The following is a 19,761-nucleotide window of genomic DNA, read 5'->3' as shown; positions in this document are numbered from 1 at the left end:
GATCGGGGCCGGCGTTCGTCGCACACGCCGGCCCGGACGGACCGTCGCGGATAGGATGTTCAGACGCCGACGACAGGGGAGGAGGTGGGTCGTGACGCTTGCGCAGGACGACGCCGCCGCAGCCCTCCTCCGCTCGAACCGCCGTCGACGCCTCATCCGCCGCTGGGTCGCGATCGGGACGATCCCGCTCACCCTCGCCGCCCTGCTCTTCGTGGGCAAGCTGCTGAGCATGTACGCGTTCGCCCACCAGGCCATCACCGCGTACGTCGTCGACGACTTCGCCGGCTCCGAGGCCTCGGCGCGCGGACAGGACGTCCTGAACTGGTTCGAGCCGTACAAGGCGCCGTACAACATCGGCACCGCGATGGCCGGCGCCGAGGAGCTCCCTGCCGCCCGCGCGGAGCTGGAGCGCTCACTCGACCTCGCGACCGGGCTCGAGGTGTGCCCGGTCCGGATCAACCTCGCCCTCGTGATCGAGCGGATGGGCGATGCCGCCAGGGCCGAGGGAGACGGCGCCGCCGCGACAGCTCTCTACGGCGAGGCGCTGACTGTCACCGTCGAGACCCCGGAGGAGTGCCACAGCGAAGAGGCGCAGCAGCAGTCCCCCGATCCCGAGCGCGACATGGCGGACACCCTCGACAGCACCGAGGACCGCCTCAAGCAGAAGCAGCAGGAGCAGGAGCAGCAACAGCAGCCCCAGGAGGAGCAGGAACAGCAGGAGGAGCCGCAGCCGTCCGAGGACAAGCTGCAGGATCTCCAGGACAAGCTCGAGCAGGGGACGCAGGAACGCGATCAGCAGCAGGGCGACGAACCCGGCGGCACCGGAGCGGACAAGCCGTGGTGAGCGATCACGAGCGACAGCGCGCCCGGTATGTCGGCGGCACCGAGGGCGCCCCACCCGTCCCGCCGCCCGGGGGCTATCGCGGCGCCCGGCGGCAGCAGCAGATCGGTCCCACGCCGCCCGTCCTCTCCCCGCTGCCACCCCAGGAGAAGAAGCCAGCGGCGAACGCCCTCGGCTGGATCGCCCTGGTGGCCGCGATCCTCTTCGTCCTGATCCTGTTCGGCACGCTCGTGGTCGGCGGCACCGACCTGCTGTACGGCGTGACGATGATCACACTGCAGCTCGTGGTGCTCGGCGTGATCGTCGCCGCACTCGTCACCACCGGCGGGCGCCGCCTGGGCATCGTCGCCCTCGTTCTCACCATCTTGTTCAACGTCGCGACCGTCGGGGCGCTCAGCGCGCTGCGCACCTCGGCATCCGGCAACTACGAAGGCGTGAAGACCGCGGAACAACGGCACGCGGAGGCCTACCCGGGCATCAAGGGCACGGCCCCGCAGGAAGCGCTCACCCAGCAGTCCATGGAGGAGGTGCGCGCCGAGGCCGACGCTCTCTTCACGGACATCCGGGAGCGGCTCTCCGCCGACTTCGGGTTCACGTGGGTTCAGGTGGGTGACGAGGACATACGGCCGGAGCGCAACGGCTACGGCGGGGAGTCGATGCTGTCCGAGTACACGTCCGCGGCCTGGGCGACCGAGCAGCCCGTGCACGGCTACGCGCGCAAGCTCGAGGTGATGGCCGCGATCGACGAGGTGGTGGCGGCGCACGGCCTGTGGAACCTGTACTCGTTCAACGACCCCGCGAACTCCGGCATCGACCCGTCCATGATCGCCAAGCTCTACGGCAGCGACGACCCGCGCACGCAGACGACATGGGAGTACTACACGGAGAACTACCCCGATCCCCTGCGCTTCTACGCGAACATCTACGATCTGTCGAACGATGCCGACGGCGGCTTCCACGCGTCGCGGGAGGCACAGAGCGCACGCACGGGCGAGCCGGTCGAGGGGCTCCAGCTCGTGGTCATCGCCGGCAAGGTGTTGAGCGATGCCGACCGCGCGGAGTTCGAGAAGCGGCTGCAGGACTACCCCGGCTTCGAGTGATCACCCGCCCGGTGCGAGGATGACGGGATGAGGCAGGGAGCGGTCGGCGCGGTGCGGCTCGTCGAGCGCGGCGGACGACGGCTGGTCGAGAAGCGCCTCGCCGATCCGGCACGGCACCAGAACGAGCTTCGCGCCCTCCGCGGTCTCGTCGGCTCCGGGCTCCCGGTACCCGAGGTGGTCGAGGAGCGGCCGGGCGCGATCCTCATGACGGAGCTCCCCGGCGCCCGCCTCGACGACGCCGACGCCGAGGCCCGGCTCGCGGGCCTCGGGGCATCAGCGCCCTTGCTCCGTGCCCTGCATCGGCTCGCCGCTCCGGACGACCTCCTTCCCGCACCCGACGATGCGACGATCATCGAGCGGTACCGCGCCGCCGGCGGGCCTCGCCTCCCGCTGCGCATCCCGCCGTCGTCCGGGGTCGTCTTCTGCCACGGCGACTGGACCGACGGCAACCTGCTCGCGCAGCACGGACGTGTCTCCGGGGTCGTCGATTGGGAGGCGGCGCACTGCGGCGACCCGCTGCGGGAGCTCGCCCGAGCCGCGTGGGGAGCCGCCAGGAAGGACCCGCGGTCCGAGCGGGCGCTCATCGATGGCTACGGCGCCGATCCCGACCGTGTCCGCGCGTGGTACCCGGTGATCGCTGCGGAGCTGTGGCTGTGGTTCGCGGAAGCCGGCCCTCCCGCGTACCTCGCTGCGCTCACCGCCGAGCTGGAGGCATGGTCGTCCTGACACCTCACCGGGTGATTCCGGTCGGGCGCCCTCGATGATCTGCGGCGCCGTGGCTACACTGGCGGCACAGGGGGAGGGAGTGTCCGCATGATCCACGAACTCGACGAGCAGCAGTCCTACGAGTTGCTGGCGACCACCACGGTGGGCCGCATCGGATTCGTCGACGAGGGCCTGGTGCAGATCCATCCGGTGAACTTCGTCGTCTCGGGGCACGAGCTGCTCCTGCGCACGTCACCGGACGGCCACCTGGCGACGCTCTCCCGCGAGTCGGCCGAGGTCTCGTTCGAGGTCGACTACCACGATCCGATCGGCGGCCTGGGGTGGAGCGTGCTGATGCACGGTGTCCTGTCGCAGGTGCCCGAGGAGGACGCTGCCGGGGCGGCTGCGCGGGTGCACCCGTGGGCCGGAGACGACCGGGACCTCCCGCTGTCGTTCCGTATCGAGCGCATCACCGGCCGCAGCGTCCGTCGCGACGCCCGCACCGGCGGCGTCTGAGCCGCAGCCCCCTCGATCCGTTCAGGACGCGAAGGCGAGACCCGCGGCGAGCGCGAATCCGAGGACGGTCGCCAGCCCCGTGGACTCCTTCGCCTTCGACTGCGCTTCCGGAACCATCGAGTCCACCAGCATGACGAGCAGGGCGCCCGCGGCGAAACCGCTCGCCCCGGAGCGGAAGACCTCGCCGGTCACGCTGGCCAGTGCGAATCCGGCGACGGTGGCGAGCGCGCACACCACGGCGACCCCGGCCCACAGAAGCAGCACCCTGCTCCGTCGCATGCCGCCGTCGAGCAGGTCGGCGGCGGAGCCGATGGACTCCGGGAGGTTCGAGACGAGGATGGCGACGACGAGCGCGATGCTCACCGGCTCCCCCGAGGCGAGACCGATGCCGAGGACGAGCTGCTCCGGGATCCCGTCGAGGAGGGCCCCCACCGCGAGCTGACCTCCCCCAGCTTCGCCCTTCTTCCTGGCAGCCCTGGCGTCGAGGATGCGGGCGGCGATGTAGTAGCTGAGGGCACCGAGGGCGACGCCGGTGACGAGCGGGATGGGACCGCCGCGGTCGAGCCCCTCCTCCCAGAGCTCGAAGGCGATCGAGGCCATCAGGGCTCCGGCGCCGAAGCCCAGGACGATGCCCAGCCACCGCGGCGGCCAGGTGCGCAGCATCGCGAGCACCGCACCGACGAACAGCGGCGCCGCCGCGACGGCTCCCCACAGAATCGCTCCACCCATGCGCCCATCTTCCCGTCGACCCACCCCTTTTCGCGCGAGCCACCCCCCTGCGTGCGTGCGAAAAGGGCCGGAACACACGAAAGGGGGTGGGTCGCGCGCCGATAGACTGGGAGCCATGTCCAAGGTCCTCCAGTCCCTGCCCGTCGGCGAGCGCGTCGGCATCGCCTTCTCCGGAGGACTCGACACCTCCGTCGCCGTCGCCTGGATGCGCGACAAGGGCGCTGTGCCCTTCACCTACACCGGCGACCTGGGGCAGTACGACGAGGACGACATCGCCTCGATCCCCGGGCGCGCGCTGGAGTACGGCGCCGAGGCCTCGCGCCTCATCGACTGCAAGACGGCGCTGGTCGAGGAGGGCTTCGTCGCACTCTCCTGCGGCGCCTTCCACATCCGCTCCGGCGGCAAGACCTACTTCAACACCACGCCCCTGGGCCGCGCGGTCACCGGCACGCTGCTCGTGCGCGCGATGCGCGAGGACGGCGTCGACATCTGGGGCGACGGCTCGACCTACAAGGGCAACGACATCGAGCGGTTCTACCGCTACGGTCTGCTCGCCAACCCCCGCCTGCGCATCTACAAGCCCTGGCTCGACGCGGACTTCGTCACCGAGCTCGGCGGTCGGCAGGAGATGAGCGAGTGGCTCGTCGCACACGGCTTCCCCTACCGCGACTCGGCCGAGAAGGCCTACTCGACGGACGCGAACATCTGGGGCGCGACCCACGAGGCGAAGACGCTCGAGCACCTCGACGTCTCGCTGGAGACCGTCGACCCGATCATGGGCGTGAAGTTCTGGGATCCGTCCGTCGCCATCGAGACCGAGGACGTCTCGGTGACGTTCGAGGGCGGCCGTCCGGTCGCGATCAACGGCGTCGAGTTCAGCGACCCGGTGGCCCTGGTGCAGGAGGCGAACGCGATCGGCGGGCGCCACGGCCTCGGCATGAGCGACCAGATCGAGAACCGCATCATCGAGGCGAAGTCGCGCGGTATCTACGAGGCCCCGGCCATGGCGCTGCTCTTCATCGCGTACGAGCGCCTCGTCAACGGCATCCTCAACGAGGACACCCTCGCGACGTACCACGAGCAGGGTCGCCGCCTCGGCCGCCTCATGTACGAGGGCCGCTGGCTCGAGCCGCAGTCGCTCATGCTCCGCGAGTCCATCCAGCGCTGGGTCGGCTCGACGATCTCGGGCACCGTGACGATCCGCCTGCGCCGCGGCGACGACTGGACGATCCTCGACACGGTCTCCCCGAACCTGTCCTACGGGCCGGAGAAGCTGTCGATGGAGCGCGTCGGCGACGCCGCCTTCGGCCCCGTGGACCGGATCGGCCAGCTCACGATGCGCAACCTCGACATCGCCGACTCCCGTGCGCGCCTGGAGCAGTACGCGGGCCTCGGCCTCGTCGGCGGCGCGACGGGCGAGCTCGTCGGCCGGGTCACCGCCGGCGAGTCCGCCGAGATCACCGAGTCCGTGCACGGCTCGATCTCGGAGGCCGACGAGAACCTCGCGGACGCCGTCGACACCGCTTCCGAGCGCGCGGCCTTCGACTCCGGCACCGACTGAGCACACGGGACGGGCGCCGCGGTCACCGGGGCGCCCGTCCCGCGTCCGGCGATCAGGACGCCGCGGCGAGCGGGAGAGCCGGCGTCACCGCACGGTCCACGATTCCCGGCAGCACATCGTCGAACAGGTCCATGAGGGCGGTGCGCATCGCCGTGGCGTCGCGTTCGGCGAGCACCACGGCGATCCGGGCGACCGACGTACGCACATCCGACCAGTCGAAGACGCTCCCGGCACGACGGGCGACGCACTCGAGAAGCGTCCCGAGACTCCCGACGAGCTCAGCCCGCTCCGTGTTGCCCTCGATCCGGGCGAAAGCGACGGCGAGAGCGCGCAGGCCGCCGCCGAAGGCCGAGCCGTCCCGCCACCGCACCGCCAGCGCCACATCGTCGACGAGCTCGTCGAGATACGCGAGGTCGTCGGTGCGGAGCAGCGCCATCGTGCGCCGGACCGAGCCGATCCAGACGTCGCCGAACAGAGCCACCACATCGCGCGCCCGGTCGCCATCGAGCGCGGTCACCCACCGTGTGCCGTCGCGGCGCACCGCGATGAGGCCGGCGGCGGCGAGGCCGTCCAGGGCCCGGAGGACCTCTGCCGGCCCGGCACCGAAGGCGGCCGCGAGCCCGCGCTCGTCCACCCGTGTCCCCGGAGCGAGCGCGCCCGAGACGATCGCATCGGTCAGCCTGCCCTGCAGACCACCGTGCCGATCCCCCGCCGGTGCCCCGCTCCCGGCATGCACGTCGTTCTTCTTCTCGATCATGGCGTCCCCCCGCCGTTCCAGGACCGATCCCGCCGGAGTCCCGGTCCGGACCGGTCTCTCCTCTGAGAATGCGCCGAAGCGCGACGCGTAACATACCACGGTGCACCCCGGAGGAGACTCGACGGCCGACCGCGGGAGCAGCACACTGCGAGGTTGCTGAATTATCTTGCACAGCTCTGTGCATGTTATTACCATGGACGGATGACCACTCGCGCCCTTCGTCGCGACGCCGCGGAGAACCGCGCCGGCATCCTCTCCGCGGCCCGCAGCGCCATCGCCACCGACCCGCACGCCTCCCTCGACGCGATAGCCAGGGCCGCGGGCCTGTCCCGCCGCACCCTCTACGGGCACTTCGAGGATCGGGACGCCCTGATCCGGGAACTCGTCTCCACCGGCGCCCAGCGCTTCAACGCCATCGCGGCCTCCATCGACGAGCCGGACGCCCGCCTCGCCCTGGCCCGGCTGGCCGCCCGGCTCTGGGAGGAGGCGGCGCACATCCAGGTCGCCGCCGCGCTCGCCCTCGACGAGGCGCACGTGGAGCACACCGCCGCCGCCCTGGCGCCGCTGCGCCGGAGTGTCGCCGCCCTCGTGCGAAGGGGGCAGCAGGACGGCAGCTTCCGGACGGACCTCGCCGGTCCCACGCTCGCCCGGCTGATCGAGGAGATGGCGCGCACCGTCGTCTCCCGCACCGACGTGCAGAGCAGCGGCGCCGAGGACCTCGCGGTCCGGGCCGTGCTCAGCATCGCCGGACTCTCCTGGCGCGAGGCGGACGAACTGCTGAGCGCCCATCCGGACATCGCCGCCGACCACGAGGAGGTCCGCGCATGAGGATCACGCTGAACGGCGTCAGCAAGGGCCGCGCCGGCCAGGCGCTTCCGTCCATGAGTCTCGAGTTCCACTCCGGCGCCGTCCGCTACGCGCTCGCGGAGACCGAGCAGCGGCCGACCGTGCTCGGCCTCATCGCGAGCGGGCGGATGCGTCCGGACACGGGCCGCGTCACGATCGATGCGGCGGCGAGTCCGAAGGAGCTGCGCCGCCGCGTCGCCCTCGTGGACGCCCCGGACGTCAGCGATCCGCACCCGGACATCACCCTCGCCGGGGTGGTCGGCGAGGAGCTGATGTTCGCCGGACGTGGCGCGACCCCGCTCCACGCTCGCCGCTGGCTCGGGCGGGTCGGATACCAGGAGCTCGCCTCCGTCCCCATCGGCTCGGTCGACCCGGCCGCCCGCGTGCGCATCCTGTGCGAGCTCGCCGTGCTCCGCGAGGGCGTCGAGGGCATCGTGCTCGTCGCCCCGGATCGTCACGGCGGCAGCCCGGACGGATGGTGGCGCATCGCGGCCGAGTTCGCGGACCGCGGGTACGCGATGCTCGTGATCGTCGGCGGTTCCGCCGCCGTCGCCCTCGAGCGCATGCACGAGTTCGATGCGATCAACGCGTCCGGACCGATCGAGCCTCTGGTGCTCGAGCGTCCGGAAGCGACCGACGATCCCGAGGAGAGCGAACCCGCGCCGGACGAACCAGCGACCGAAGACGAACCCACGACCGAAGACGAACCCACGACCGAAGACGACCCCACGACCGACGACGAACCCACGACCGACGAGGAAGGAGAAGCGCGATGAAGGTTCCCGCCATGATCGCCGCCGAGCTCCGCCGCCTGACCGCGAGCCGGATGGGCATCCTCGCCCTCGTGGCCCTCATCTGCGTGCCGATCCTCTACGGCGGCCTCTACCTCTGGGCGAACCAGGATCCGTACGCGAAATTCTCCGAGGTCCCCGTGGCCCTGGTGGTCGACGACGAGGGCGCTCCCGCCCCGACGACCGGCACGGAAGCGGCGACCGATGAGACCGTCAACTACGGCGAGGACGTGGCGGAGAACCTCATCGAGGGGAACGCCTTCGACTGGCAGCGTATGACCGAGGACGAGGCCGCCGATGCGCTGCGCCACGGCGAGGTCGATTTCACCGTGACGATCCCCTCGGACTTCTCCGCCGCCCTCACCTCCGCCGCAGGCGACGATCCGCATCAAGCCCGAATCGAGCTGGAGACCAACGACGCGAACAACTACCTCGCCTCGTCGATGGGATCGCAGGCCGTCGAGAAGATCCGCAGCTCCGTCGCCGAGATGGTCGGCAGCGAGGCCGCGGAGCGACTGCTGACGGGCCTCAGCGACGTGCGCGACAACCTGATCTCCGCGACCGACGGCGCCACACAGCTCGTCGACGGCGCACGCAGCGCCGCCTCCGGGAGCACGACGCTCGCCGAGGGCACCGCGAAGCTCGCCGACGGCTCGGCACAACTCGCCTCCGGGGCCAAGACGCTCGCCGACGGTGCCCAGCAGGTGAGCGCGGGCAACCGCCAACTCGCCGACGTCGCCGATCGGGCCGGAGCCGCGGTGCAGGAGGCGACGAATGCGCTGCCGCAGGTGCGCGCGGACATCACCGACGTCCTCACCGAGCAGGGACTCGCGCCCGAGGAGATCGACGCGGTGCTCGCCCGCCTGGACCCTCTCGGCGCCCGGATCGAGGAGGGCAACGCCCAGGTGCGGGACGCCGTCGGGAAGGTCGACCAGCTCGCCGCCGGGTCTGCGTCCGTGGCATCGGGGGCGAGCGAGCTCGCCGGCGGCGCCGGCACCCTCGCGACGGGAGCGGCCGCGGCGAACTCAGGCGCCGCCCAACTGCGCGACGGCCTGCAGACGCTGTCCTCCGGGACCGCGGAGCTGCGGGACGGGCTCGCCGACGGCGTGCAGGCGATCCCCGCCTCCACCCCCGACCTGCGCTCCCTGCAAGCCGACACGATCGCGGACCCGGTGAAGGTGTCCAGCGACAAAGTCGCCTCCGCCGAGGACTACGGCGCGGGCCTCGCCCCCTTCTTCGCCGCCCTCTCCGCGTGGATCGGCATCTACGCGCTGTTCCTCATCGTGAAGCCGATCTCCCGTCGCGCCGTCACGGCGCTGCACTCCCCGATCCGGATCACGCTGGCGGGCTGGCTGACCCCGGCAATGCTCGGTGCCGTGCAGATGCTCGGGTTGATGGGCATCCTGGCGCTGACGCTCGGTTTCACGTTCGACCATCCGCTCGGCACGCTCGGGGTGATGATGTTCGCCTCGGCCACGTTCGCCGCAATCATCCTCGCCCTCAACGTCTGGCTCGGCTCCGTGGGGCAGTTCCTCGGCCTCGTGCTCATGGTGCTGCAGCTCGTCACAGCGGGCGGCACGTTCCCCTGGCAGACGCTGCCCGGCCCACTGGCCGCGCTGCACCATGTGCTGCCCCTCGGCTACGTCGTCGACGCCATGCGACAACTCATGTACGGCGGCGACTACGCCCGCGCGGGCTGGGACCTGGCGGTGCTCGGCGCCTGGCTCGTCGGGGCGCTGCTGCTGGCGATGATCGGGGTGACCCGCATGACGCATCGCCGGACGCTCCGCGATCTGCAGCCCAGCCTCATCGGCTGAGCCCTCCCGCTCGCCGCGGACCGTCCCGCGGCGAGCGCGGGGCGGCTATGATGCGAGAGCGCGTACCCGTGAAACGCGTACTGGGGCTCGGTGGGACTGAGTCCCACCTGGCTACCCGAAAGAGTTCTCGACGATGATGACCGATTCGACGGCGTCCGCTGTTTCCCCGCGTCCTTCTCTGGCCGCCCGCATCGGACGCATCGCGTTCGTCGTGATCGCCGCGCTGGTGGTGGTGGCCGTCGCAGGCGCGTTCTTCGTGACCTGGACCATCCAGCGCTCCTTCCCGCAGACCTCCGGGTCGACCGCGCTCGCAGGGCTGAAGGCGGACGTCACCGTGCAGCGCGACGCCAGCGGCGTGCCCACGATCACCGCCGACTCCTCGGACGACCTCTTCTTCGCCGAAGGTTTCGTGCACGCGCAGGACCGGTTCTTCGAGATGGACTTCCGCCGACACGTCACCTCCGGCCGGGTCGCCGAGCTGTTCGGCGCCTCCCAGGCCGGTACCGACGCATTCCTGCGCACGCTGGGCTGGCGCACCACCGCCGAGGCCGAGGTGGAGGCGATGGACGACGTCACCCGCGGCTACTACGAGGCCTACGCGGACGGCGTCAACGCCTACCTGTCCTCCCGTTCGGGCGCGGAGCTGTCGCTCGAGTACGCCGTCCTCGGGCTGCAGAACCCCGACTACGAGCCGGAGCCGTGGGAGCCGGCGGACTCGGTGGCGTGGCTGAAGGCGATGGCCTGGGATCTCCGCACCAACGTCGAGGACGAGACCGAGCGCGCACTGCTCGCGGGGCAGCTCGCCGACGACCCGGACGCCGACGTGGACGGACTCCTCGGCACGCTCTACCCGGACTACCCCTTCGACCGGAACCCGGTGATCGTGCCCACCATCTCCACCGTCCCGCCGCTGGAGACCGGCGCCGAGCCCGCGGCGTTCACGGTGTCCGAGGGCGACGGCGAGGCACAGCAGGCGCTCACCACGGTGGAGTGGAAGGAGACGTCCTCCGTCATCGAAGCGGCGAGCGTGCTCGTGGGCGATGTCGGGGAGGGCATCGGCTCCAACTCCTGGGTGGTCTCCGGTGACCTCACCGAATCCGGCATGCCGCTGCTCGCCAACGACCCGCACCTCGGCGCCTCGCTCCCGTCAGTCTGGTACCAGGTGCAGCTCAAGTGCTCGACGGTGGACGAGGACTGCCCGTTCGACGTGGGCGGTTTCTCGTTCTCCGGCCTGCCCGGCATCGTCATCGGCCACAATCAGCGCGTGGCGTGGGGCTTCACCAACCTCACCACCGATGTCACCGACCTGTATGTCGAGCGCATCGAGGGCGACTCCTACTGGCGGGACGGCGAGCTCGTGCCGCTGGAGGAGAGCACCGAGACCATCGAGGTCGCCGGCGGGGACGACATCGAGCTCACCATCCGGTCCACCGTGCACGGACCGATCATCTCCGGCCTCACGGGCGACTTCACGGCGATCGCGGACGATCCGACGCCTGGGCTCACCGCCGGGGGCAGCGTCCCCGCCGTCCCGGGCTCCGATGCCGCCGAGTACGCCGTGAGCCTGCGGTGGACGGCGCTCGACCCGGGCACGACTGCGACGGCGATCTTCGCGCTGTCGACCGCCCAGGACTTCGAGGACTTCCGCCGCGCGGCCTCCCTGTTCGACGTGCCGGCGCAGAACCTCATCTACGCCGACGTCGACGGCAACATCGGCTACCAGACCCCCGGCCGCCTCCCGATCCGCGGAGCCGGCGACGGCTGGATGCCGCAGCCCGGCTGGGACAGCAGCTACGACTGGACCGGCTATATCCCGTTCGAGGAGCTGCCCGTGTCGTACAACCCGAGCTCGGGGTACATCGTCACCGCCAACAACGCCATCGTCACCGACGACTACGAGCACTTCCTCTCCCGGGACTGGGACCAGGGCTACCGCGCCGCCCGCATCGCCCACCTCATCGAACGACGCGCCGCCGCCGGCCCGCTGACTGCGCAGGACATGCGCGACATCCAGATGGACGGCGAGATGTGGATCGGCAAGCAGCTCGCCGCCGCGATGGGGGACATCGAGGTCGAGGGCGAGGGGCCGCAGCAGGCCGTCGAGCTGCTCCGCGGCTGGGACGCGCAGAACAGCGCCTCCTCGGCCGGAGCCGCGTACGCGAACGTGCTGTGGTCGAACCTGGTGCAGAACATCTTCGCGGAGCGCGAGCAGCCCCTGCCCATCGACGGCCAGGGCCGCCTGTTCACCGTCGTCGGAGCGATGCTCGATGACCCCGAGGACCCGCTGTGGAGCAACCCGCGTCTCGACGTCGAGGGGCGAGACGCGATGCTCGCGCTGTCGGCTGAAGAGGCGTACGACGAGCTGTCCGGGATCCAGGGCACGGATGTCGCCCGATGGAACTGGGGCGACCTGCACGCCCTGACACTCACCAGCGACACCTTCGGGTCGTCCGGCATCGCGCCGATCGAGGCCCTGTTCAACCGTGGCCCGTATCCGGTCGGGGGCGGGGCTTCCGTGGTCGATGCGACCGGGTGGCAGCTCGGCGTCTCGTACGCCACCACCACCGTCCCGTCCATGCGGATGGTCGTCGACCTCGCGGACTTCGACGACTCGACCTGGATCCACCTCACGGGTGCCTCCGGCCACGCGTTCCACGAGCACTACGTCGATCAGACGAAGGACTGGTCCACGGGAGTGCAGCGGCCATGGGCGTTCACTCCGAAGGCCGTGAAGGCGGCCGCGGTCGACACCCTGACGCTCACCCCCGCCGGCTGAGAGGCGCGTGGAGGGTGCTCGGCTAGCGTGGACACGTGCCCACCAGCTACCTCGCCCCGAAGGGGACGCCGGCCACCCTCCTCGAGTTCGAGCACGCAGGAGCGACCCTGATCGCCGAGACCTTCGGCGACGGACCGCCCACCTACCTCCTGTTGCACGGCATCGGCATGGGCCGCAGCGTCTACCTCGACCTCACCCAGCGGCTGCAGGGGCGGGTGATCGCGCTCGACCTCCCGGGCTTCGGTGAGGCCCCCGAGCCCACGCGCACGCTGACCATGCAGCGGCACGCCGACCTCGTGGCCGCGTACCTCCGTCACGTCGACGCGGATCCGGTCGTGGTGATCGGGCACTCGATGGGGAGTCAGATCGCCGCGGAGCTCGCCGCCCGGCATCCCGAGCTCGTCGCCGGCGTCGTGCTGGCGGGACCCACCGTCGACAAGGCGGCCAGGAACGTCGGCGCGCAGGCCCGATACCTGCTCCAGGACCTCGTGGGCGAACGGCCGCTCGTGATCTGGCGCGGCGCCCGCGAGTACCTCCGCGGTGGCCCGCACCTGATCCGCAAGATGCGCGCGACCATCGTCCACAAGCCGGAGAAGGCCTTCGTCCGCATCGCCTGCCCGGTCCTGGTGCTGCGCGGCGAGGACGACCCGCTGGCCCCGATGAGCTGGTGCCAGGTGATCCTGGATGCGATCCCCGGCGCGGAGCTGGCCGTCATCCCCGACCACGGCCACGGCACCCTCATCAGCGACTCCGAGCCCGCCGCCCGCCTCATCGAGGCCTTCGCCGCCCGCACCTGACCCTTCGAATCGCTCACTGTGCGGCATCGGCGGCCGAAATGGAGCACAGTGCGCGATTCGAAAGGGTCAGCCGGCGGCGGGAGGGGTCTGCTTCGACTCGGCGAGCTCGTCGACGACGAGACCCCGCTGCTCGATCGTGCCGTTGCGGTAGGCCTGGCGACCGACCATGTGCGCGGACAGAGGCGCGGTCGCGAACTGCATGAGCACCACGGGGGCGACGAGCACGAGGCCGAACAGCACACCGCCGACGGACCGCTGCGACAGAGCGATCGCGACGCAGATCAGCAGCAGCCCGAGCACCTGCGGCTTCGTCGCGGCGTGCAGTCGCGTGGGCACGTCGCGGAAGTGCAGGAGCCCCACGGAGGCGGAGAGGCAGAGGATCGCCCCGAGCAGGATGAGCACGAGCACCGCCCCGTCGACGACGGCGTCAGGGATCATCAGACCGAACACGTTCATGGTGTCGTGTTGTCCCTTCTCGCGACGAACCGGGCGACCGCGATCGATCCGAACACACCGACCGCGGCGATGATGAGGAGCACGGGGATGTTGCGGGTGTGGCCGTTGATGGCCATCTCGGCGCCGAGCACGCACATGACCTCGGTCAGCAGCACGTCGGCGGCGACGGCACGGTCGAGGATCGACGGACCGCGGACGATGCGGATGACAGCGAGGATCGCGGCCACACCGAACACGGCGAGGATGATGAGGAGCAGGGTGTTCATCGGGCACCGCCGATCGTCGCGGGGTCGATGCGGCCGGCACGCTCGTCGGCCTTGAGCGCCCGGTACTGGGTCGGATTGCCGAGCGCCCGGACGATGCGCTTCTCCCAGCCGAGCACGCCCTGCCGCTGCTTCTCGACATCCTCCCGGTTGCGCACGCCGATCACGTGCAGGTAGAGGATCCCGCGGTCGCGATCGGCCTCGACCACCAGGGAGCCCGGGATGAGCGACGACACCACGGCGACGTGCGTCATGACGAGGTCGTCGGCATAGCGAAGCGGCACCGCGATGATGGCGGTGCCGGGCTGCCGGCGGAAGTCGAACACCTGCACGGTCACCGAGAGCGCGCCACGGAGGATCGCGAAGAGGAACTGCACGACGAACAGCGCGCCGTACCAGAGGTTGATGCGCCCGGAGAGCTCGACCGTGGGCAGGCGGAACACCCGCGTCACGAAGATGGCCACCACGAGCCCCGTGAGGAAGGAGAGCACGGTGAACTGGGCCCACAGCAGCATCCACAGCACGATCAGCCAGGCGAGGAACGGCAGCTGCATGCCGATGTCCCGCCAGACGCTCTTGGTCTCGGGGCTCATCCCTCCACCTCGTCTTCCAGCTGGACGAGGTTGACCGGCTGCAGCAGGCCCGCCCCGATACGGTCGCACAGAGCGTACAGCGGTCCGGCGAAGATCGTCAGGGCCACCGTCACGGTGACCATCCCGGCGGTGGCCACGGTCATGATCCTCGGGATGTGCCGGCGCTCCTGCTGCTCATCCGCGGCGGGGGCTCCGGTGAGGTACGAGATGCGCCCCTCGGTCTCGGTCGAGTCCTCCTCCTCACGCCAGAACGCGAGGTTCCAGGCCCTCATGAGCGCGTAGAGGGTGAGCAGCGACGTGATGATGCCGCCGAAGATGAGCACGATCATGAGCGGAGTGCCCACGGACGCGGCCGCTTCGAACAGGGCGAACTTGCCGATGAACCCGGAGAACGGCGGCAGACCACCGAGGTTGATCGCCGGGATGAAGTACAGCAGGGCGATGACGGGGGCGATCTTCAGCAGGCCCTTGACCCGGAGGATGGAGGTGCTGCCGGCCCGGCGTTCGATGAGCCCCACCGCGAGGAACAGGGTGGTCTGCACGACGATGTGGTGGACGATGTAGTACACGGTCGCGCCGATCGCCGCCGGGGTCGCGATCGCGAGACCGAAGATCATGTAGCCGACGTGGCTGACGAGCGTGAACGACAGGATCCGCTTGAGCTCGGCCTGCGCGACGGCGCCGAGGACACCGACGATCATCGTCGCCAGCGCGATGATGAGCAGCAGCGTGTCGATGCTGTTCGAGGCGAAGAGCTGGGTCTCCGTCCGGATCAGCGCGTACACGCCGACCTTGGTCAGCAGGCCGGCGAACACGGCGGTGACCGGCGCGGGGGCCGTCGGATAGGAGTCGGGCAGCCAGAACGACACGGGGAAGATCGCGGCCTTGATCCCGAAGGCGACCACGAGCATGAGGTGCAGGACGAGCTGCGTGTCCTGCGGGAGCTCCGACATCCGCTCGGCGATCTGGGCCATGTTGACCGTGCCGAGGGCGCCGTAGATCATCGCGATCGACGCGAGGAACAGGATCGACGACACGAGAGAGACGACGATGTAGACGGCACCGGTGCGGATGCGGGACTCGGTGCTGCCCAGGGTGATGAGCACGTAGGAGGCCACGAGGAGGATCTCGAACCCGACGTACAGGTTGAACAGGTCGCCCGCGATGAAGGCGTTGAAGATGCCGGCGGCGAGGATCAGGTACGAGGGGTTGAAGATCGAGATCGGGGTCTCATCCGCCCCGTCGGCCACACCCTGACCGATCGAGAAGAGGAGGACCGCGAGCAGCACCACGCTGGAGACGAGCACCAGGAGCGCGGCGAGACGGTCGACGTAGAGGACGATGCCGAACGGCACCGGCCATCCGCCCACGGAGACCGCCAGGGGGGAGCCCGCGTCGACGACGACGAGCAGCACGGCCGCGATGACGGACACGACCGCGAGCGTGGCGACGGTGACGAACACCTGCAGGCGCGCGTTGCGACCGAAGACGAGGGTGATCGCCGCACCGAGGAGCGGCAGGGCGACGAGGAGCGGGACGAGCGTGGTCATGGCCTGCCCTGCCCGTCTGTCGTGTCGTCGTCCCGGTCTGCAGCGCCGTCGGGTTCGGGCTCCGGCTCGGGCACGTAGGGCGCGTCATACGGCGCGTCATCGTGGATGGCCGGGTTGTCGCGCATGTGCAGGACGGTGATCGGCGCGGTCTGCACGCCCACGAAGTCGGTCGTGGCGTCGTCGTCGTCCGTCTCGGACTCGTCGTCCATGAGGTCTTCGTCTTCGTCGGTGCGCGCGCGCAGCGCGATGTCGGCCTCGTCGTCCTCGACCGTGTCCGCCTGGCCGAGCTGCCACGACCGGTAGATGAGCGCGAGCAGGAACGCGGAGACCGCGAACGTGATGACGATGGCGGTGAGCGTCAGGGCCTGCGGCAGCGGGTCGCTCAGATCGCCCTCGGTGCCGAAGAACGGCGCGTTGCCCGGCACGCCCATCACGATCAGGAGCAGCAGGTTCGTGGCGTTGCCGAGCAGGAGGAAGCCGATGAGGACGCGGGTGAGGCTGCGCTCCAGCATCGCGTACACGCCGCAGGCGAAGAGCACGGCCATGATCGCGATGAGGGCGAGCGAGACGTCCATCAGCCGTTCCCCCCGGTCCGCGAGGAGAAGTCGACGGCGGTGCTCTCGCCGGGGCGGAGCGCCGCCTGCCGGTCGACCTCCGCACCGAGGCTGCGCAGCACGTCGAGCACGAGCCCGATCACGACGAGGTAGACGCCGATGTCGAAGATCGTCGAGGTGACGAACTCCATGTGCCCGATGCCGGGGATCTCCCACTCCCAGAAGGTGCTGGTGAGCGGTGCGAGGCCGAAGAACAGCGGCACGACCGCGGTGCCCACGGCGAGGATCAGGCCCGTGCCGAGGAGGCGACCGGCATCGGTCGGCGCCGCGGCACCCAGCTCCCAGCGCCCTCCCGCGATGTAGCGCATGACGAGCGCCATGCCGGCGACGAGCCCGCCCGCGAAGCCGCCGCCGGGGAGGTTGTGCCCGGCGAAGAGCAGGAAGATCGACACGACGATGATCGTGTGGAACAGGATGCGGACGATGACCTCGAGCAGGATCGACCGGTTCTCCGGCTTCATCTTCTGGCCGCCGACGAGCCAGGCGCGCGGCGCCGATCGGTTCTCCGCGGTCTGGAAGCGCACGCCGTCCGTGGTCTCCACGAGTGGCCGACTGCGCGCGGACTTCCGCACCGAGCGGGGCAGCGTCTTCGTGGCGGCGAGGAGATCGGCGCGGTGCGTGACGAACACGAGTGAGGCGACACCGGTCGCGGCGAGCACGAGCACGGAGAGCTCGCCCATCGTGTCCCAGCCGCGGAGGTCGACGAGTGCCACGTTCACGACGTTCTTGCCGTGGCCGATCTCGTACGCGATCTCCGGGAAGATCGCCGAGATCGGGTCGGCCACGCGGGACTGGGTCGCGACGACGGCCACGAACGCCATGGTGAGGCCGACGCCGATGCCGAGGAGAGCGCGCGGGATGCGGCTCACGGAGGCGTTGTGCTCGCCCATGCGCGCCGGCAGTCGGCGCAGGACGAGCGCGAAGGTCACCATCGTCACCGTCTCGACGAGGATCTGGGTGAGCGCGAGATCCGGTGCGCCGCTGGTGGCGAAGAGGACCACCATGCCGAGACCGGTGACCGAGGCGAGCACGACGCCGGTGTAGCGCTTGCGGGCGCGCACCGCCACGACGCCGGCCACGGCCATGATCGGGGCGACGGCGAGCTGGGCCGGCGTGTGCCACAGCGAGAGCTGATAGCGGTCGATGTCGCTCGCCACGAGCGCGGTGACCTCGGCGGCGACGAAGACGACGAAGATCGTCCCCACGTACACGGGCAGCGAACCGCGCTGGGTGAGCGTCGTGCTCAGCACCGACAGCCGGTCGATGCCGCGCATCACCACGTAGTAGGCGTCGGCCGCCGTGAACGGCAGCAGTCGCGGGCGCCGGTCCCACCCGGTCCGCCTCGTGAGGAGGAAGAGCCCGATGCCGAGCAGGATCGAGAGGATCGAGATGCCGAGGGCGGGCTCGAGGCCGTGCCAGAGCGCGAGGTGCCCCGGTCCCTCGACGGCTGCCCCCTCGTGGTCGAGTCCCGGCGTCGCGGTCAGCGCATACGGCTGGAGGGCGACGTCGAGCGCGGGGGCGCCGATACCGGCGGCGAGCGTCACTCCGGCGAGGATGATCGGCGCGGAGAGGAAACCCACCGGGGGGTCGGGCCAGACCGTGTCCGGCTGCCGCTGTCCTTCGGCATCGCGCTTGGTCCAGAACGCCCCCCAGAGGAAGCGGACGCCATATGCCGCAGTGAGCATGGATCCGAGAGCGACGCCGATCAGGGCGACGAGGCCCCACACCGACCCGCCCAGTGCATCGTCCAGCAGCGCCGTGAGCGTCGACTCCTTCGCGACGAATCCGATGGTCGGGGCCACTCCGGCCATCGACGCCACGGCGATGAACGCGGCCGTGGCCATGACCGGTGCCTGGCGGCCGACGCCGGAGAGCTCGGTCACGTCACGCGTGGAGAGCTGCCGGTCGATCACGCCGACGATGAGGAACAGCGCCGACTTGAACAGCGCGTGCCCGATCACCAGCGCGAGGCCGGCGAGGGCGGCCGCCTGCGTGCCGTAGCCGACGACGACCGCGAAGAAGCCGAGCTGGCTCACGGTGCCGAACGCGAGCACGCGCTTGAGGTCGGTCTCCCGCAGCGCCTGGATGCCGCCGAGCAGCATCGTGAGGATGCCGAGCGTGAGCACGATCGGCCGCCACGTCGGGCTGAAGGCGAAGATGGGCGCGAAGCGGGCGATGAGGTAGATGCCCGCCTTCACCATGGCTGCGGCGTGCAGGTAGGCGCTGACCGGGGTCGGGGCCGCCATGGCGCCGGGAAGCCAGAAGTGGAAGGGGAACAGCGCCGACTTGCTGATGGCGCCGATCAGGAGCATGACGATCGCCGCATCGACGATCGGGCCGGTCGGCGCGATGGCGAGGATCTCCCGGATGCTCGACGTCCCGGTGTCGACGACGAGCAGCACGACGCCGACGAACATCACCAGTCCGCCCAGGGTGGTCACGAGGAGGGCCTGCAGCGCGGCACGGCGGCTGGCGGCGCGGCGACGGTAGTGACCGATGAGGAGGTAGGAGAGGATGCTCGTGGCCTCCCAGAACATCACGAGCATCACGAGGTCGTCGGTGAGGACGAGGCCGTACATCGCCCCCGCGAACGCGAGGAGGACGCCCGCGAACTGCCCGATGCCGGCGGCCTCGTCGTGGAAGTACCAGCGGCAGTAGAGGAGCACGAGCGCGCCGACGCCCGTGACGATGAGCGTGAGAACCCACCCGAGGACGTCCATGTTCATGGACAGGTTCAGTCCGAGCTGCGGGATCCACGGCACCGAGACGAACGGCACGGGGCCGTCGAGCACCTGCGGCGTGAGCACGAGCGCGTGCACGAATGCGGCAGCCGGGACGAGGGCGGCGACGGCGAAAGCCTGAGCTCCCAGCCAGCGCACCAGGACGGGCATCAAGAGCGACCCGAGAAGGAACACTGCGAGGAGCATCAGCATATACGCGGCTCCTCGGGGCTCGTCGGCCGTGCGGCTCAGGCGGGCGGTGTCGGTCCAGTTTACCGGGCCGAGACGCCTGTCGGCGCCGCGAGCTCCGAGATCGCATGTCAGAGTGG

General features: G+C 70.5%; 18 protein-coding genes. 10 read left to right on the top strand and 8 right to left on the bottom strand.

The window, feature by feature from the left end; all coding sequences use genetic code 11:
- Positions 1–91 precede the first annotated feature (91 nt).
- The 4 genes from KZC57_RS10375 (at position 92) to KZC57_RS10360 (ending at position 3,162) form a co-directional block, all read left to right on the top strand.
- Positions 92–844: a hypothetical protein gene (locus tag KZC57_RS10375; protein WP_247641676.1), complete on the top strand. Its 753-nt coding sequence runs from the start codon at positions 92–94 to the stop codon at positions 842–844.
- Positions 841–1,941 carry a hypothetical protein gene (locus KZC57_RS10370; protein ID WP_247641675.1) on the top strand — a complete coding sequence of 367 codons (1,101 nt, stop codon included), beginning with the start codon at positions 841–843 and terminating at the stop codon, positions 1,939–1,941. The genes KZC57_RS10375 and KZC57_RS10370 overlap by 4 nt, the downstream gene beginning before the upstream one ends.
- A 27-nt stretch (positions 1,942–1,968) precedes the next feature.
- On the top strand, positions 1,969–2,667 hold the full coding sequence (locus KZC57_RS10365; protein ID WP_060922017.1) for a phosphotransferase family protein: 699 nt from the start codon (positions 1,969–1,971) through the stop codon (positions 2,665–2,667).
- Positions 2,668–2,754: 87 nt separating this feature from the next.
- Complete coding sequence (locus KZC57_RS10360; protein ID WP_060922018.1) at positions 2,755–3,162, top strand: pyridoxamine 5'-phosphate oxidase family protein; 408 nt, start codon at positions 2,755–2,757, stop codon at positions 3,160–3,162.
- A 21-nt stretch (positions 3,163–3,183) separates the two neighbouring features.
- Here KZC57_RS10360 and KZC57_RS10355 read toward each other — a convergent pair whose 3' ends face one another.
- The gene (locus tag KZC57_RS10355) at positions 3,184–3,891 is read right to left on the bottom strand and encodes a ZIP family metal transporter (RefSeq protein WP_062637612.1); all 708 of its coding nucleotides are present in this window, start codon (positions 3,889–3,891) and stop codon (positions 3,184–3,186) included.
- Positions 3,892–4,006: 115 nt separating this feature from the next.
- Between KZC57_RS10355 and argG the strand changes: the two genes are divergently transcribed.
- A complete protein-coding gene (gene argG / locus KZC57_RS10350) occupies positions 4,007–5,452 on the top strand; it encodes an argininosuccinate synthase (RefSeq protein WP_025105204.1) in 1,446 nt (481 codons plus the stop codon).
- A 52-nt stretch (positions 5,453–5,504) separates the two neighbouring features.
- Here the strand turns inward: argG and KZC57_RS10345 are convergent, their stop codons facing one another.
- A complete protein-coding gene (locus KZC57_RS10345) occupies positions 5,505–6,209 on the bottom strand; it encodes a GntR family transcriptional regulator (RefSeq protein ID WP_247641674.1) in 705 nt (234 codons plus the stop codon).
- Between the two features lie 201 nt (positions 6,210–6,410).
- On the opposite strand from KZC57_RS10345, the gene KZC57_RS10340 reads away from it, so the two are divergent.
- The 5 genes from KZC57_RS10340 (at position 6,411) to KZC57_RS10320 (ending at position 13,236) form a co-directional block, all read left to right on the top strand.
- A complete protein-coding gene (locus tag KZC57_RS10340; protein WP_247641673.1) occupies positions 6,411–7,037 on the top strand; it encodes a TetR/AcrR family transcriptional regulator in 627 nt (208 codons plus the stop codon).
- Positions 7,034–7,831 (top strand): hypothetical protein, encoded by a 798-nt coding sequence (locus KZC57_RS10335; RefSeq protein ID WP_247641672.1) that lies wholly within the window; start codon positions 7,034–7,036, stop codon positions 7,829–7,831. Before KZC57_RS10340 ends, KZC57_RS10335 begins: the two co-directional genes overlap by 4 nt.
- Positions 7,828–9,663, top strand: a complete 1,836-nt coding sequence (locus tag KZC57_RS10330) for a YhgE/Pip family protein (protein WP_247641671.1) — start codon at positions 7,828–7,830, stop codon at positions 9,661–9,663. The genes KZC57_RS10335 and KZC57_RS10330 overlap by 4 nt, the downstream gene beginning before the upstream one ends.
- Positions 9,664–9,796: 133 nt before the next feature.
- Entirely contained in the window at positions 9,797–12,439 is a 2,643-nt protein-coding gene (locus KZC57_RS10325; RefSeq protein ID WP_144881615.1) for a penicillin acylase family protein, read from the top strand.
- Positions 12,440–12,474: 35 nt separating this feature from the next.
- On the top strand, positions 12,475–13,236 hold the full coding sequence (locus tag KZC57_RS10320) for an alpha/beta fold hydrolase (protein ID WP_105948977.1): 762 nt from the start codon (positions 12,475–12,477) through the stop codon (positions 13,234–13,236).
- 66 nt (positions 13,237–13,302) lie between these two features.
- On the opposite strand, the gene mnhG is transcribed toward KZC57_RS10320, so the two are convergent.
- The 6 genes from mnhG to KZC57_RS10290 are packed head-to-tail and all read right to left on the bottom strand — an operon-like array spanning position 13,303 to position 19,645.
- Positions 13,303–13,692, bottom strand: a complete 390-nt coding sequence (gene mnhG, locus KZC57_RS10315; RefSeq protein ID WP_144881617.1) for a monovalent cation/H(+) antiporter subunit G — start codon at positions 13,690–13,692, stop codon at positions 13,303–13,305.
- A complete protein-coding gene (locus tag KZC57_RS10310) occupies positions 13,689–13,958 on the bottom strand; it encodes a monovalent cation/H+ antiporter complex subunit F (RefSeq protein WP_025105196.1) in 270 nt (89 codons plus the stop codon). Before KZC57_RS10310 ends, mnhG begins: the two co-directional genes overlap by 4 nt.
- The gene (locus KZC57_RS10305; RefSeq protein WP_060922024.1) at positions 13,955–14,548 is read right to left on the bottom strand and encodes a Na+/H+ antiporter subunit E; all 594 of its coding nucleotides are present in this window, start codon (positions 14,546–14,548) and stop codon (positions 13,955–13,957) included. Before KZC57_RS10305 ends, KZC57_RS10310 begins: the two co-directional genes overlap by 4 nt.
- Entirely contained in the window at positions 14,545–16,098 is a 1,554-nt protein-coding gene (locus tag KZC57_RS10300) for a Na+/H+ antiporter subunit D (protein ID WP_060922025.1), read from the bottom strand. Before KZC57_RS10300 ends, KZC57_RS10305 begins: the two co-directional genes overlap by 4 nt.
- Positions 16,095–16,673 (bottom strand): Na(+)/H(+) antiporter subunit C, encoded by a 579-nt coding sequence (locus tag KZC57_RS10295; RefSeq protein ID WP_247641670.1) that lies wholly within the window; start codon positions 16,671–16,673, stop codon positions 16,095–16,097. The genes KZC57_RS10300 and KZC57_RS10295 overlap by 4 nt, the downstream gene beginning before the upstream one ends.
- Positions 16,673–19,645, bottom strand: a complete 2,973-nt coding sequence (locus KZC57_RS10290) for a Na+/H+ antiporter subunit A (protein ID WP_247641669.1) — start codon at positions 19,643–19,645, stop codon at positions 16,673–16,675. Before KZC57_RS10290 ends, KZC57_RS10295 begins: the two co-directional genes overlap by 1 nt.
- Positions 19,646–19,761 lie beyond the last annotated feature (116 nt).

The organism is Microbacterium sp. KSW4-4, from assembly GCF_023091185.1.
Classification (GTDB): Bacteria; Actinomycetota; Actinomycetes; order Actinomycetales; family Microbacteriaceae; genus Microbacterium; species Microbacterium paraoxydans.
This window is presented reverse-complemented; position numbering and strand designations above follow the sequence as displayed.

What these genes read in the sequence shown, in the direction of transcription:
- KZC57_RS10360 (WP_060922018.1), top strand. Translation starts at nt 2,755, where the DNA reads ATGATCCACGAACTCGACGAGCAGCAGTCCTACGAGTTGCTGGCGACC.
- KZC57_RS10290 (WP_247641669.1), bottom strand. Translation starts at nt 19,645, where the DNA reads ATGCTGATGCTCCTCGCAGTGTTCCTTCTCGGGTCGCTCTTGATGCCC.
- argG (WP_025105204.1), top strand. Translation starts at nt 4,007, where the DNA reads ATGTCCAAGGTCCTCCAGTCCCTGCCCGTCGGCGAGCGCGTCGGCATC.
- mnhG (WP_144881617.1), bottom strand. Translation starts at nt 13,692, where the DNA reads ATGAACGTGTTCGGTCTGATGATCCCTGACGCCGTCGTCGACGGGGCG.
- KZC57_RS10335 (WP_247641672.1), top strand. Translation starts at nt 7,034, where the DNA reads ATGAGGATCACGCTGAACGGCGTCAGCAAGGGCCGCGCCGGCCAGGCG.
- KZC57_RS10365 (WP_060922017.1), top strand. Translation starts at nt 1,969, where the DNA reads ATGAGGCAGGGAGCGGTCGGCGCGGTGCGGCTCGTCGAGCGCGGCGGA.
- KZC57_RS10300 (WP_060922025.1), bottom strand. Translation starts at nt 16,098, where the DNA reads ATGACCACGCTCGTCCCGCTCCTCGTCGCCCTGCCGCTCCTCGGTGCG.
- KZC57_RS10355 (WP_062637612.1), bottom strand. Translation starts at nt 3,891, where the DNA reads ATGGGTGGAGCGATTCTGTGGGGAGCCGTCGCGGCGGCGCCGCTGTTC.
- KZC57_RS10310 (WP_025105196.1), bottom strand. Translation starts at nt 13,958, where the DNA reads ATGAACACCCTGCTCCTCATCATCCTCGCCGTGTTCGGTGTGGCCGCG.
- KZC57_RS10345 (WP_247641674.1), bottom strand. Translation starts at nt 6,209, where the DNA reads ATGATCGAGAAGAAGAACGACGTGCATGCCGGGAGCGGGGCACCGGCG.
- KZC57_RS10305 (WP_060922024.1), bottom strand. Translation starts at nt 14,548, where the DNA reads ATGAGCCCCGAGACCAAGAGCGTCTGGCGGGACATCGGCATGCAGCTG.
- KZC57_RS10330 (WP_247641671.1), top strand. Translation starts at nt 7,828, where the DNA reads ATGAAGGTTCCCGCCATGATCGCCGCCGAGCTCCGCCGCCTGACCGCG.
- KZC57_RS10325 (WP_144881615.1), top strand. Translation starts at nt 9,797, where the DNA reads ATGATGACCGATTCGACGGCGTCCGCTGTTTCCCCGCGTCCTTCTCTG.
- KZC57_RS10340 (WP_247641673.1), top strand. Translation starts at nt 6,411, where the DNA reads ATGACCACTCGCGCCCTTCGTCGCGACGCCGCGGAGAACCGCGCCGGC.
- KZC57_RS10295 (WP_247641670.1), bottom strand. Translation starts at nt 16,673, where the DNA reads ATGGACGTCTCGCTCGCCCTCATCGCGATCATGGCCGTGCTCTTCGCC.